Consider the following 13,810-nt stretch of genomic DNA (forward strand, 5'->3'; position numbering starts at 1 on the left):
GCGGGCGCAGCAAGCAAGGACTGTGCGGTTGGCACCCACGCGTCGCCCGGACTTCAGCCGTCGCCGAACAGTTCGGCGCTCTCCACGGTGCCAGCCGATCTCGACGCAGTTCGGCCGGCGCGTGGCGCCGCACGGGCCCAGGCTGAACGGAGCGCCGGTGGGGTGAGGTCCGGCGGGCCCGCGCCCGTGACGCCCGCGACGTCCGTCAATCCCACGCCCGCCACGGCCAGGACGCCGACCAATCTGTCGTCGACACGCACGGCTCAACGGGTCCCGTACGACAAAACGACAAAGCGACAAGTTGCTTTGTCGACAAACCTACTTCTTGGCGCCAGCCCGCTTGGCCGCGCGCTTCGCAGCCCGGGCCCGCTTCTCCTCGGCGTCGAGGCGCGCAGCCTCCTCAGGCGTGGGCGCCGAGCCGCCGAACCGTGCGGGGATCCACCACGAGCCGGGCTTCTTCTCGTCGGCCGGGTAGAGGTCGACGGCCTTGTCCAGCAGCCCGCACAGCGACGCGCGCAGCTCGGCCGTCTCACCGACGGGGTCGTCACCGCTCGGGTGCAGGGCCTCGCCCACGTGGATCCCGATGGTGGTGCCACGCGAGAAGTCGCGCGGGTGGTCCTTGGTCCAGATGCGCTGGGTGCCGAAGACGACGACGGGCAGCAGCGGGACACCGGCGGCGGCCGCGATGCGCACGGCGCCGGTCTTGATCTCCTTGATCTCGAACGAGCGAGAGATCGTCGCCTCGGGGAAGATGCCGACGGCCTCCCCGCGACGCAGGTAGTCGACCGCCACGTCGGCGGAACCGGCACCGTCGCCCCGGTCCACCTCGATGTGGTGGAACGAGCGCATGACCGGCCCGCCCACGGGGTTGTCGAAGATCTCCTTCTTCGCCATGAACCGCACGTACCGGCCGGAGGGGTTGGCGGCGAGGCCGCCGTAGATGTAGTCGACGTAACCGACGTGGTTGACCGCCAGCATGACGCCACCGGTGCGCGGGACGCGCTCCGTGCCGGTCATCTGGAAGTTCTGCCCCAGCACGCGAAACGCGGTCTTCGCGGTGGCGATGACGACGGGGTAGGTCAGGTCGATCACGGCGGACTCCCGGGCTGCTTGGAACGGACGACGGACGACGGACGCCACACCCTAGCGCGCGGAAATGCGAACGGGGCCGGCCCCCGCAGAGGGTGCCGGCCCCGTCCGGGGGCGCAACGGATCAGGCGATGAAGTCGCCCAGCTCGCGCAGGAGCGCGGCCTTCGGCTTGGCGCCGACGATCGTCTTCACGACCTCGCCGCCCTGGTAGACGTTGAGGGTCGGGATGCCCGTGACGCGGTACGTGGAGGGGGTCACCGGGTTCTCGTCCACGTTCATCTTCACGAACGTGATCTTGTCGCCGTGCTCCTTCGCGATCTCGTCGAGGATCGGCGAGACCTGGCGGCACGGACCGCACCACTCGGCCCAGAAGTCGACCAGGACGGGCTTCTCGGACTTCAGGACCTGCGCCTCGAACTCGGCGTCGGTCACGGCGGCGATGTCAGCCACGGTGGTACCTCTCTCTCGTCATCGGAACGTCTGGGGGTGGAACGTCGGGCCGGGTCGGAAACTTCCCGGCCCGTTGCGCGAGCCGAGCGGTCAGAGACCCGCGGTCTGCACGACCTCGGACACGGCCGCCTCGGCCGCGACGGCGTCCTGCGCCTGCTGCGCCGTGGCCGCGGTGTGGTCGAGGTCCGCGATGTAGCGCTCCGCGTCGAGGGCGGCGGCGCAGCCGGTGCCGGCCGCCGTGATCGCCTGCCGGTAGTGGTGGTCCACCAGGTCACCCGCGGCGAAGACGCCGGGCACGTTGGTCGCGGTCGACGGGTGCTGAACGAGCACGTAGCCCTCGTCGTCCAGGTCGACCTGGCCGCCCAGCAGCTCCGAGCGCGGGTCGTGACCGATCGCGACGAACAGGCCGGTGACCGCGAGCGGGCGGGTGTCGCCCGTGACGGTGTCGCGCAGGGTCACGCTCTCCAGCTTGTCGCTGCCGTTGATCTCGGCGACCTCGGAGTTCCAGACGATCTCGAGCTTCGGGTCGGCCATCGCGCGCTCCGCCATGATCGCGGAGGCGCGGAGCTCGTCACGGCGGTGGATCAGGTAGACCTTCGACGCGAACCGGGTGAGGAACGTGGCCTCCTCGACGGCGGAGTCACCGCCGCCGACGACCGCGATCTCCTGGTTGCGGAAGAAGAACCCGTCGCACGTCGCACACCACGAGACACCCTTGCCGGAGAACAGGTCCTCCTTGTCGAGGCCCAGCTTGCGGTAGCCCGAGCCCATCGCGAGCACGACCGAGCGGGCCGTGTACGTCGCGGTCTCGGTGCGCACGACCTTGATGTCGCCGGTCAGGTCGACCTCGACGACGTCGTCCGGGATCAGCTCGGCACCGAAGCGTTCGGCCTGCGCACGCATCTCGTCCATCAGCGCGGGACCCATGATGCCGTCGCGGAACCCCGGGAAGTTCTCCACCTCGGTGGTGTTCATGAGCGCGCCACCGGCGGTCACCGAGCCCTCGAAGACGAGCGGGCTGAGGTTGGCCCGCGCGGCGTAGACCGCCGCGGTGTAGCCCGAGGGACCGGAGCCGATCACGATGACGTTGCGCGGCTCGGACGCGGTGCTGGCGGTCGAGGTGGACTGGTCGGTCATGGAAATGCGACTCCTGGGATGGATGCGGTTGCGGGGGCGTGCCCTCCACGGTGCTCAACCGATGGTAGGGCAGGGAGATTCCCGAGCCACGCCCCAGCGAGAACCGGCGCGGGGGTCACTCCGCGCCGTACTGCCGCTCCTGCCGCGGCTCGCCGTCGCAGCCGAGCACCCGTACGTCGGCGCCGCCGGTGGTCGGGGTGACCTCCACGACGACGTTCTCGCCGTCGAGCTCGGTGACCACGCCGACGGCACCGTCCGCGGGCTCGCCGTCGCAGGCGGTGGGGCTGGCTGGCTCCGGACCCGCGGCGACGGAGGTCAGGAGGGCGGCGAGGTCGGCGTCGAACGAGGAGCTGCTCAGCCCGCGGCCGTCGGCGGCGAGCAGGAGGCCCTCGTACGTCGCGAGCGCGGCCGCCGCGTCGACGATGCGGTCCTCGGGGGTCTGCGCCGGCAGCAGGGGCGAGCCCTCGTCGGACGGCTCCTCCTCGGCGTTGCCGTCCGGGGCGGGCTGGGGAGCGGAACCGGCCCCGGAGTCGCTCTCGGACTGGCCCCCGGAGTCGAACGACGTCGCGTCGTCGCCGGAGCCCCCGAGCTGCGGCACGACGACCCCGCCGACACCGACCACCACGACGGCGGCCGCCGCGGCGAGGAGCACCGACCCGCGGCGCCGACGGCGCCGGGCGGCGAGGTCGATCGGGGCGTCGTCGCCACCCGGGCGTGGGGGCAGCGGAGGCATGGGCGACGGGGCCGCCGACGTGCGCTCGGCCCGCAGGCCGGCCAGCGTCGCGTCGAGCCGCGCCGCCACCGCGGGCGGGACGGGCTCGTCGTGACGCGCCTCGGCGAGGAGGCGACGCACGGCCGCCGCCGTCGCCGGGTCGAGGACAGGGTCGGGACCGGTCTCGTCGGGCGTCTCGGGGGGCATGTCACCTCCTCGTCGGGTCATCGGGATCGGGTCATCGGGATCTGGGCGTCGAGATCCGGGTCAGGGCCGCGCGGTCGGTGGGCCACGGGGATCGCCCGGAGATGGGACGTCCCGCGACACGGTCCGGTTCCCCGACGGCGGGAGGACCGATGGATCGGCGGTGGCGACCAGGTCGGCCAGCAGCTCGGCGAGACGGGCACGACCCCGCGCGCAGCGGGACTTCACCGTGCCGACCGCGCAGTCAAGGATCGCGGCGGCCTCGGCCACCGGGTAGCCCTCCATGTCGACCAGCACCAGCGCCGCCCGCTGCTCGGGGCCGAGCTGTCCGAGCGCGGTCAGCACCCGGGAGCGGCGGTCCCCGGCGAGCGCGAGGTCCGCCGGGTCGTCGGGCGGGCGGGGGACGATCGTCGGTGCGGCGTCGGAGCGCACCACGGCACCGCGGCGGGCGGAGTCGTCGAGGTCGTCGGGCAGCGGGTCCGCCGCGCGCACCTTCGCCGCGCGGATCCGGTCGAGGCACGCGTTGACGACCACCCGGTGCAGCCACGTGGTCACAGCGCTGTCGCCGCGGAACGAGCCAGCCCGGCGGTACGCCGCCACCATCCCGTCCTGCAGGCCGTCGGCCGCGTCGTCCGGGTTGCCGCTCGTGCGCAGCGCCACGGCCCACAACCGGTCCCGGTGGCGGGCGAAGAGCACGCCGAACGCGTCGGGGTCACCGGCGACGTGGGCGGCCAGCAGGGCGCGGTCGTCCGTGTCGTACCCCGTCGGCTCCCCCGAGACCGGCGTGCTCACCCGAGGACCCGCACCTCGGCGATCTCGCCCCGGAAGCCGCCGGAGACGCTGGGCAGGGAGGTGAGCCAGACGGTGACGTACTGCCCGGTCGTGCCCTCGGCGAGGTCGACGGTGCCCTCCTCGCCCGTGATCTCGGCACTGCCGGCGGCCTCCAGGCCGTCGACGGAGGTGACGGGCTCGGCCGTCACGTAGATCGACACCGACGTCGGCGAGCCGCCGAGGTCGAGCTGCACTTGGCGGAGGTTCTGCGCCGTGCCCAGGTCGAGCTGCAGACCGACGCCGCTCTTGAGGCCGCTGGGGCCGAGCTGCTGGCGGTAGGTCAGCGTGTTCCAGGACGTGGCGGGGTCGCCGTCGAGCGCGTTCGGGACCGCGTCGTCGTTCTCCTCGCCGTTCCCGTCCGGCGGCGGGTCGAACGGCACGGCCGTGATGCCGGTGATCGGCGTCGGCGCCGACGAGGGCAGGGGTGACGAGGGCGAGTCCGAGGACGCCGTGCCCCCCGAGCCGCCGTCGTCGTCGGACGAGCCGAGGATCTGGTAGGCCAGCGCGACCACGATGAGCAGCGCGACGAGGGCGCCCAGGAATCCTGCGAGCTGGAGCCAGGTGCGCCCCGGCTTCTCGGTGCGCCGGGCGCCGGGCTCCCGCACGGGGTGCGGGATGACGGCACCGGTCGTGTGCCCGGTGGCCCAGGGCCAGTAGTCGTCCCCACCGGCGCCGCCTCCCGGGGCTGCCGTCGGCGACGTGGTCGCGGCGGACTCGACGGCCGCGCGCCGGCGACGGGCCTCGATCTCCTCGGGCGTCTCCGGAGCGAACAGCGGACGCTCGGGCGGCGGCTCGAAGTCGGGCGGGGGCGGCGGCGGCTCGGCGCGCTTCGCCAGCCAGGAGACCTCGTCGGCCTCCTCGTCGAAGATGGGCACGCCGGCCTGGGTCGGTACGTCGCCGGTCGAGGCGGCCCGCGCTCGGGCGGGGGCCGGGGTCGGCTCGGCGCCCTCGGGGGCCTCGGGGGCCTCGGGGGCCTCGGCGCTCCCCGTGCCCTCAGCGGCGGCCGATGCAGCCGTACCCGCCGCCGTACCCGCAGCCGCAGCAGCCGGGAGCACGGGACGCACGGCGGTGCCGCCATCGAGCGGGTCGTCCTTCGGTGGCGTCGTGGTCGTGCCCTCGACGGCCATCGCGGCGACCGGCGCCACGGGGGTGGCCTGGGTGGCCTGGGTGGCCGGTCGCGCGTCGTGCGGGAGCACCGGCGGCAGGGGGTCGAGCAGCTCCGGCGGCAGGGCCGGCAGCCCGCTCGTCGCGGTCGACCCGCGCTCCGCCTCGGCCGCGGCCATGCTGGCCGGGTCGCCCACGTACTCCCGCAGGTAGTCCGCGATCCCGCGCGCCGTCGTGAGGTCGTATGGCGCGCGCGGGGGCGCGTCGGCGTTGAGGACGTCGTCGCACAGCTCGTCGAGCACGCGGGGGATGCCCGCCCGCACCTGGCGGGGCCGCAGCACGGAGCCGTTCTCCAGGGGCGCGGCCGGCATCTCCGAGGGCGAGCGGCCGGGCCAGCGACCGGTGAGGCCCGCGTAGAGCAGGCTGACCAGCTCGTGGACGTCCCCCCGCTTGTCGGTGGTCGGCAGGCCCTTGAGGGCGGCGTCGACCTGGGCGCCGACGATCCGCACCGTGCCGGAGAGGTCGACGATGATGTTCTCGGGCACGAGACGGCCGTGGCACACCCCCGCCGCGTGGGCCGCGGCCATGGCGCCGGCGACCTCGCCGACGAGCCAGGCGGCGCGGCGGGGCGCCAGGGGGGCGTGCTGGAGCATGAGCTGGAGGCTGGTGCCGGTGCCCCACTCCGTCACCACGTAGGTGACGCCGTTCTTGACCTCGGCGTCGAGCACGCGGAGGAAGCGGCGGTCGGTGAGGCGCGCGCAGCCCCGGGCGGCGTCGAGGAGCACCTCGGCCCGCGGCGTGCCGGACGGCATCACGTGGACGGAGACGTGGCGGCCGAGCACGCGGTCGTGGGCCCGCCAGAAGCGGCCGTCACCGGTCTCGCTGAGCAGGTCGATCAGCAGGTAACGGTTGGCCAGCACGTCACCCGGCCGGATCGTCGTCGGCATGCCACCCCCTCCGGTGCTGGGCCTGTGCTCGGCCCGGGTCGGGCCACGCGTCCGCTCGTGGGCACATGGTAGGCCGCCGCCGTCAATCGTGGGTCAGCGGCGTCGAGCCGGTCGCACGCGCCGCACGACGGCGTCGACCACCTCGTTGACCTCGCCGATGCGCAGGAGCCGGGCGAGGAGCACGACGGTCCCGCCGAGCACCGCCGCCAGCAGGCCGAGCGTCACGATCGCCTCGAGCTTCGCGGAGCCCAGGGCGAGGTGGTCCTCCAGCAGCAGGCGCAGCCCCCACGCGAGCCCCGACGCGACACCGACGGCCACGAGCAGGCGCACGCCGAACCCGAGGGTGCGTGCGGTGCCGAGGCCTCCGACGGTGCGGGAGAGCACGGAGTACGAGACGAGCGCACCCGCGCCGTACGCGACGCCGTAGGCGACGACGAGCGCAGGTGCGGTGTTCTCGGCACTCGCCTGGCCGACCAGGAGGAGCGCGACGCTGACGTTGACCACCGCGATGACGCACTGGACCCAGAAGACCCGTCGCGTCTGCTCGAGGGCGTAGAACCCGCGCAGCATCATGTAGTGCACGGTGAACAGCACGATCGCGGGGGCGAACAGCACCAGGGACGGGACGAAGACCGAGAAGTTCTCCCGCGCTGCGCCGTAGCCCCAGATGACGTTGGCGAGGCTGGGAGCGGCGACGGCGACGATGGCCGCGGCCGGTACGACGAACGCGAGGGTCGTGCGCAGCGTCGCCGCCAGCGTGGTGGCCAGGCCGCCCAGGTCGCGGTCCGCGGCGGCGGCCGAGAGGCGGGGCAGGATCGCCGTCGTCAGGGAGACCGTCACCACGGAGTGCGGCACCATCATGATGAGCAGCGCGTTCGAGTAGACGAAGTAACCCGTGCCGGGGTCCCCGGTCGTGTTGCCGCTCGAGGCGAGGCGCACGACGACGGTGTAGGCCGCCTGGTTGACGATGACGAAGCCGATCGTCCAGATCGCCAGCTTGAAGGTGTGGCCCAGACCGGTGCCGACGAAGTCGAAGCGGGGCCGGATGCTGACCCCCGCCTTGCGCAGGTAGGGCACCAGGATGGCGAACTGGGCCACGATCCCCAGCGTCGAGCCGGTGCCGAGCAACAGCTCCTGGTTCGTCGAGAAGGCCGAGTCGAGCGCGTCGGGGGCGACGGGGCCGAAGACGAACAGGTAGACGACGAGCACCGCCACCGAGATGACGTTGTTGGCGATGGGCGCCCACATCATCGGGCCGAAACGACCGCGGGAGTTCAGGATCTGACCGACGAGCACGAACATGCCGTAGAAGAAGACCTGCGGCAGGCAGTAGCGGGCGAACGCGACGGCCGAGTCCCGTTGCGCCGCCAGCTCGGGCTGGTCGAAGGAGCCGTCCAGGTAGACCGACATGACCCACGGCGCCGCCACCACCAGCAGGACCGTCACCGCGCCGAGGAAGAGGGCGGCGAGGGTGACGATGCGGTTGACGTACGCCGCACCCCCGTCCGGGTCGTTCTTGAGCGCCCGCACGAGCTGGGGCACCAGCACGGCGTTGAACACGCCGCCTGCCAGCAGGATGTAGACCATGTTCGGGATCGTGTTGGCGATCGCGAAGATGTCGGCGTGCAGCTCGGTGCCGAGCGCGGCGGCCAGGAGGATGCCCCGCACGTAGCCGCTGAGCCGCGACACGATGGTGCCGGCGGCCATGATCGCGCTCGACCCGAGCACGGCCGAGCTCGTGCCGGTGGTGCTCTCCTGCTCCTCGTCCGACGAGGTCCCCGTCCGCCCGCCGCCGACGGCCGCGGCGACGGCATCGGCGTGCTTCGGGTGCCGTGCGGTGCCGTCGGGGGTCAGCACCGGGAACGTGGTGGTCCCGTCGGGCGCGGTGTCGAACGTCGTGCCCTGACCGCCCGTCGGGATCGTGTCGTAGAGCGGGTTCAGCACCGGCTGCGGCAGCGGGTCGGGCGTCGCGTCCGCGGGCCCGGGGGCGCGGTGCCGGGCGCCGGAGCCCAGGGGGTCGTCGTGGCTCACGCGCGTTCCTCGCTGCCGGTGGGCGCGTCCGCGGTCTCCTCGACGTTTCCGTCGTCGTCGTCCGGCCGGGAGACCGCAGCGACCGAGGCGGGCGTGGAGATGCGCCGGCGGGGGCGGCCGCGGTACCACCACAGCGTCGCGCCGACGAGCAGCACCGTCGCCCCGATGATGATCGCCCAGATGATGTCGCTGACGGCCGCCGAGCGCACGGGTACGGCGACGGTGCCGCCCAGCGCCGTACCGGTCGAGTCCACCACCCGCACGTCGACGTCGTAGACGCCGAGGCGGTGCATCGTCACCGTCATCCGCACGCTGGCGCTGCCGCTCGCGGGGACCTCCACGGGACCGGTGGGCGTGACCGTCACCCGTCGGCTCTCGTCGCCGCGGAGCTCGACCACGACGGGCTGGTCGAGGCCGTTGACGACCCGGACGTTGAAGTCGCCGTCGTCGCCGGAGAGCGTGACCGTGGGCGGGGCCTCGACCGTGACGCTGGCGAGGAGGCCCTGCACCTGCTCGACCTGGTCCCGCACCCCCGAGCGCACGCGCGCGAGGTCGCCGCGGTGCTCGTAGGACAGCACGGTCGCGGCCGCCCGCTCGGTCTGGCTCCGCACCGCGTCGGTCTCCGGGAGGATCGAGTCGAGGCGCGAACCGCGGGTCACCAGCGACCGCGACAGCACGAACAGGTCGTCGGGGAGGGCCTGCGCGGCGTCGACCTCGCCGGCCAGGTCGGCGAGGTCGGTGGCGACCGGTTCGGCGTCGACCGCGGAGGCGAGGTCCGTCAGCGGCACGGAGCGCAGCCACCCGGTCGTGAGCCCCCGCGTCGGGCTGCCGCCGTCGCCGGGGTTCCACAGGGCCGGCAGGAGCACGGCGCGCTCCTGCGTCGCGCCCGCCTCGTCGGCGAGAGCGCCCACCACCATCGTGGCCGCGAGCCGTTGGCGGAGCATCACGCCGGAGGTGCGGTCGCCCGGGGCGGGCCCGCCCTCGGCGACGGCGTCGTCGACGACGACCACCCGGCGTCCGTCCGCGTCGGCGTGGGGCGCGGCGGCCGTCAGGTCCTCGGGAGCGTCCGCGCCGAGCAGGTCGTCGCCCACGAGCACGACGGCGTCGTCCTCGACCTCGTCGGTGATGCCCTCCGGCAGGCCCTCGCCCCGGGGCGCGACCGCCGGGGTGCCCTCGAGGCCGTAGCGCTCGAGGGCGTCGTCGGCCAGCAGCCGCGCGCGGCCGTAGGCCACCGGGTCGTGGAGCGAGGCAGCGCCGAGGTCGACGTCGCCGTAGGGCAGCACGAGCAGGTCGCCCGCGGACGCGGCGGCCAGCACGTCGTCGAGCCAGGAGGCGGCGGCCGCGGCGAGCGGACCGTCGGCGACCTGCAGGTCACCCGTGTCGCCCCCGACGGACCCGGCACCGGCCGGGTCGTCGCTCGGCTCCTCCGTCGCGTCGGTGCTCGTCGAGCCCGGGTCGGCAGGCTCCTCCTCGGGGTCCGACGTCGGGGCGAGGGACCGCGGCGGGTTGCCCTCCGCGAGGCGCCGCACGACGTCGAGGAGCGCGGGGTCCAGCAGGATCGACGTCGGACCCGCCCCGGCGTCCGGGTCGACCAGGTCCACGATCCGGCGCAACCGCCCGCCGTCGCCGAGCTGGACCGCCCAGGCCTCGGGGTCGGCGATGCTGCCGTCCTCGGCGTACCGGATCGGGGCGCGGAGCGGGACGACGACGCTGGCGCGGGCGGCGGAGCCCGCCGTCCGGCCACGGTCGAGGAGCGGCAGGAAGGTGCGGGCGCGCCCGACGGCGTTGCCGCTGCGCGTGCCGTCGCCGTCGGCGCCGAGGGCGTGCACGCCCAGCCAGTAGACCCCGGGTTCGCCGCTGATCTGCAGCTGCTCGATCGGGAGGTCGAGCCGGTAGGAGCGGGTCTCGCCCGGCGCGAGGCGGGTGATCGACTCGTCGAAGAGACGGTCCACGAGCAGGCGCTCGCCGATGAAGGAGAGCGGGTCGGAGGCCACCGCGGACTCCAGCTCGGCCTCGGTGGTCAGCGGAGCGCTCGAGGTGACCGGGAAGATCTGCAGGTCCGTCCACGTCTCGTCGGAGGCGTTGGTGACGTCGCCCGTCACCGTCACCACGGTGCCGGGGGCGAGGACGCCCACGTCGGGGGTGACCCCGTCGATCGTCACGGTGAGCGGGGTGCCGGTCTCCTCGTCGTCCAGCGCGAGGCCCGGCACGAGGCCCGGGGCCGCGCTCGCGGGAGCCGCCGCGGCGGCGCTCGCGGGACCCGCGCCCAGCGCCAGCAGCGGGGCCACCAGCACGGCGAGCACGAGCAGCAGCGCGGCGAGCCGCGGGGGCGTCGTCGCGCGGAGCGGCGACGCGTCCCGATCGAGCATGGACCGATGCTAGGGCAGCGGCGCTCCCGGCCGGGATTCCGTCGCGCCCGCGCGGCGGGGCCGGACCGCGCCCATGGCATAGGGTGATCGGTCGTGTCGCCCGATGGTCTCGAGTCCTCCCCGGCCGTCCCCGCGACGACGCCGGACGCCCCCGCACCGGCCCTCTCCATGGTCGAGGTGCAGCAGCGCGTCAGCACCGAGCTGGCCCGGATCGGTGTGGTCGTCGACGAGCTCGGCGAGCGCTTCGAGGCTGCCGGCCACTCGCTCCACCTCGTCGGCGGACCCGTGCGGGACGCCATGCTCGGGCGGCTCCAGAACGACCTCGACTTCACGACGTCGGCCCACCCCGACGCCGTCGAACGCCTGCTCAAGGGTTGGGCGGAGGCGGTCTGGGACATCGGGCGCGCGTTCGGCACGATCGGGTGCCGCAAGGGCGACTGGACGATCGAGATCACCACCTTCCGCTCCGAGGCCTACAGCGCGGACTCCCGCAAGCCGGAGGTCGCCTACGGCACCGACCTCGCCGGCGACCTCGGCCGCCGCGACTTCACCGTCAACGCGATGGCCGTCTCCGTGCCCGGCCGCGTCTTCGAGGACCCCTTCGGCGGCATCGGCGACCTCGCCCACCGCGTGCTGCGCACGCCCGGCCGTCCGGAGGACTCGTTCTCCGACGACCCGCTGCGGATGATGCGGGCCGCCCGCTTCGCGGCACAGCTCGGCTTCGACGTGGCCCCCGAGGTGGTGGCCGCCATGACGGCGATGGCCGAGCGCATCGACGTCATCTCCGCCGAGCGGGTGCGCGACGAGCTCGTGAAGCTCGTGTGCGCGCCGTACCCCCGCCGTGGCCTGGCGCTCCTCGTCGAGACCGGCCTCGCCGCCCGCGTGCTCCCCGAGCTGCCCGCCCTGCAGCTCGAGCGCGACGAGCACCACCGCCACAAGGACGTCTACGAGCACTCGCTGACCGTGCTCGAGCAGGCGATGGACCTCGAGGAGCGCCTCGCGGGCCCCGACGGCCCCGGCACGCCCGACTTCATCGTGCGGTTCGCCGCGCTCGTGCACGACATCGGCAAGCCGCGCACGCGGCGGTTCCTCGAGGACGGCTCCGTCACCTTCCACCACCACGACGTGGTCGGCGCCAAGCTCGTGCGCAAGCGCATGAAGGCCCTCCGGTTCTCCGGTGAGCAGATCGACGCGGTCAGCAAGCTGGTGGAGCTCCACCTGCGCTTCCACGGGTACGGCGACGGGGGCTGGACCGACAGCGCCGTCCGCCGCTATGTGCGGGACGCGGGCGACGAGCTCCAGCGCCTCCACATCCTCACGCGCGCCGACTGCACGACGCGGAACCGGCGGAAGGCCGAGCGCCTGCGGCGCACGTACGACGACCTCGAGCGCCGGATCGCCGAGCTGGCCGAGCAGGAGGAGCTCGACTCGATGCGGCCCGACCTCGACGGCAACCAGATCATGGAGATCCTCGGGATCGGCCCCGGTCGCGAGGTGGGCGAGGCGTACAAGTTCCTCCTCGAGCAGCGCATGGACCACGGCCCGCAGGACCCGGCGACCGCCGAGGCCGCGCTGCGGTCGTGGTGGGCCGAGCGCCAGGGCTGACCCCCGACCCTTGCCTTGTTGACGCGCGTTCATTAGCGTCGGGGGGTCCCTCCCCCCGACCGCGACGGAGCCCGCCGTGACCACTGCCCCCACCTCGACCGAGCTCGAGGCCACCATCGACATCGACGCGTCCCCCGCCCAGGTGTGGGCGCTGGTCTCCGACCTGCCCCGCCAGGCCGAGTTCAGCGACCAGGTCGTGCGCACGTTCGTGCCCGGCGGGGTGCGGCTCGGCGCGACGATGGTCAACCTCAACCGGCAGGGCTGGAAGTTCTGGCCCACCACCGCGAAGGTCGTGCGCTTCGACCCGCAGCGCGAGATCGCGTTCCGCGTGCGGGAGAACCGCACCATCTGGTCCTACCGCCTCGTCCCCTCCGACGGGGGCACGACGCTGGTGCACCGCCGCGAGACCCCCGACGGCATCTCCAACCTGTCGCTCAACCTCACGAAGCACGTGCTCGGGGGAGTGCCGGGCTTCACCCGCGAGCTGCAGCAGGGCATGCAGCAGACCATCGCGCGGATCAAGCGGGTCGCGGAGGCCTGATCGTCGTGCTGCTGGGGTAGGAATCTCCTTCATGAGAAGCGAACTCTTCGCCAAGGAGAACCTGCCCCAGCAGAGCGGTGACCGCTACCTGCTCCAGAACCCCCAGACGCTGCGCGTCGGCCTCGGCCCCGACGTGCTCGCGGCGAAGGGCTCGATGATCGCCTACCGCGGCAACGTCACCTTCGACCACGAGGGCGCCGGCAGCATCGGCAAGCTCGCCAAGAAGGTCTTCACCAGCGAGAACCTCGCTCTCATGCGGGTGCGCGGCCAGGGTGAGGTCTACTTCGCGGAGTCGGCGGGCTACGTCAACCTGCTGCACCTCGAGAACGAGGGCATCTCGATCAACTCCCGCAACCTGCTGGCGTTCGACGCCGACCTGCAGTGGGACATCAACCGCACCAAGGGCGCGGGCATGATGGGTGCCGGCCTGTTCAACACCACGATCGGTGGCACCGGCACGGTCGCGATCGTCGCCGTCGGCCTCGTCACCGTGCTCGACGCCTCGCAGGGCCCGGTCTACGTCGACTCCGACGCCGCCGTCTGCTGGTCGGCCAACCTCTCCCCGGGCGTCCACAACTCGATGAACGCGAAGTCGCTGCTGCGCGGCGGCACGGGCGAGGCGCTGCAGTACGTCTTCCACGGCCCGGGCTTCGTCGTCATCCAGGCCTACGAGTGGGCGCCGGTGCCGACGTCCTGACCTGCTCCGTCTCCCGCTCGGCTCCGGCCGGGCTCCGGTACGACGAACGCCCCGTGACCTCGGTGAGGTCACGGGGCGTTCGTGCTGGTCGT

The 13,810-nt window shown here is 73.6% G+C and carries 11 protein-coding genes; 3 read left to right on the forward strand and 8 right to left on the reverse strand.

Going from position 1 to position 13,810, the window contains the following annotated elements:
* Positions 1-318 precede the first annotated feature (318 nt).
* The 8 genes from PIR53_16495 to PIR53_16530 all read right to left on the reverse strand — a co-directional run bounded on the left by PIR53_16495 (position 319) and on the right by PIR53_16530 (position 10,875).
* Positions 319-1,092: a lysophospholipid acyltransferase family protein gene (locus tag PIR53_16495; GenBank protein WZH51606.1), complete on the reverse strand. Its 774-nt coding sequence runs from the start codon at positions 1,090-1,092 to the stop codon at positions 319-321.
* A gap of 121 nt (positions 1,093-1,213) precedes the next feature.
* On the reverse strand, positions 1,214-1,540 hold the full coding sequence (gene trxA / locus PIR53_16500) for a thioredoxin (GenBank protein ID WZH51607.1): 327 nt from the start codon (positions 1,538-1,540) through the stop codon (positions 1,214-1,216).
* Positions 1,541-1,630: 90 nt separating this feature from the next.
* On the reverse strand, positions 1,631-2,677 hold the full coding sequence (trxB, locus tag PIR53_16505; protein WZH51608.1) for a thioredoxin-disulfide reductase: 1,047 nt from the start codon (positions 2,675-2,677) through the stop codon (positions 1,631-1,633).
* 115 nt (positions 2,678-2,792) lie between these two features.
* Positions 2,793-3,596 (reverse strand): hypothetical protein, encoded by an 804-nt coding sequence (locus PIR53_16510; protein WZH51609.1) that lies wholly within the window; start codon positions 3,594-3,596, stop codon positions 2,793-2,795.
* Positions 3,597-3,656: 60 nt separating this feature from the next.
* The gene (gene sigM, locus PIR53_16515) at positions 3,657-4,385 is read right to left on the reverse strand and encodes an RNA polymerase sigma factor SigM (GenBank protein ID WZH51610.1); all 729 of its coding nucleotides are present in this window, start codon (positions 4,383-4,385) and stop codon (positions 3,657-3,659) included.
* Positions 4,382-6,475, reverse strand: coding sequence for a protein kinase family protein (locus PIR53_16520; protein WZH51611.1), 2,094 nt, complete (start codon positions 6,473-6,475; stop codon positions 4,382-4,384). The genes sigM and PIR53_16520 overlap by 4 nt, the downstream gene beginning before the upstream one ends.
* A gap of 93 nt (positions 6,476-6,568) precedes the next feature.
* Positions 6,569-8,506, reverse strand: a complete 1,938-nt coding sequence (murJ, locus tag PIR53_16525; GenBank protein ID WZH51612.1) for a murein biosynthesis integral membrane protein MurJ — start codon at positions 8,504-8,506, stop codon at positions 6,569-6,571.
* Positions 8,503-10,875, reverse strand: a complete 2,373-nt coding sequence (locus PIR53_16530; GenBank protein ID WZH51613.1) for a DUF6049 family protein — start codon at positions 10,873-10,875, stop codon at positions 8,503-8,505. The genes murJ and PIR53_16530 overlap by 4 nt, the downstream gene beginning before the upstream one ends.
* A gap of 168 nt (positions 10,876-11,043) precedes the next feature.
* Between PIR53_16530 and PIR53_16535 the strand changes: the two genes are divergently transcribed.
* The 3 genes from PIR53_16535 (at position 11,044) to PIR53_16545 (ending at position 13,718) form a co-directional block, all read left to right on the forward strand.
* The gene (locus PIR53_16535) at positions 11,044-12,480 is read left to right on the forward strand and encodes a CCA tRNA nucleotidyltransferase (GenBank protein ID WZH54471.1); all 1,437 of its coding nucleotides are present in this window, start codon (positions 11,044-11,046) and stop codon (positions 12,478-12,480) included.
* Positions 12,481-12,556: 76 nt separating this feature from the next.
* Positions 12,557-13,021 carry an SRPBCC family protein gene (locus PIR53_16540; GenBank protein ID WZH51614.1) on the forward strand — a complete coding sequence of 155 codons (465 nt, stop codon included), beginning with the start codon at positions 12,557-12,559 and terminating at the stop codon, positions 13,019-13,021.
* Between the two features lie 31 nt (positions 13,022-13,052).
* Entirely contained in the window at positions 13,053-13,718 is a 666-nt protein-coding gene (locus tag PIR53_16545) for an AIM24 family protein (protein WZH51615.1), read from the forward strand.
* Positions 13,719-13,810 lie beyond the last annotated feature (92 nt).

The sequence above is a fragment of the Nocardioides alkalitolerans genome, from assembly GCA_038184435.1.
Taxonomy (GTDB): Bacteria; Actinomycetota; Actinomycetes; order Propionibacteriales; family Nocardioidaceae; genus Nocardioides; species Nocardioides alkalitolerans_A.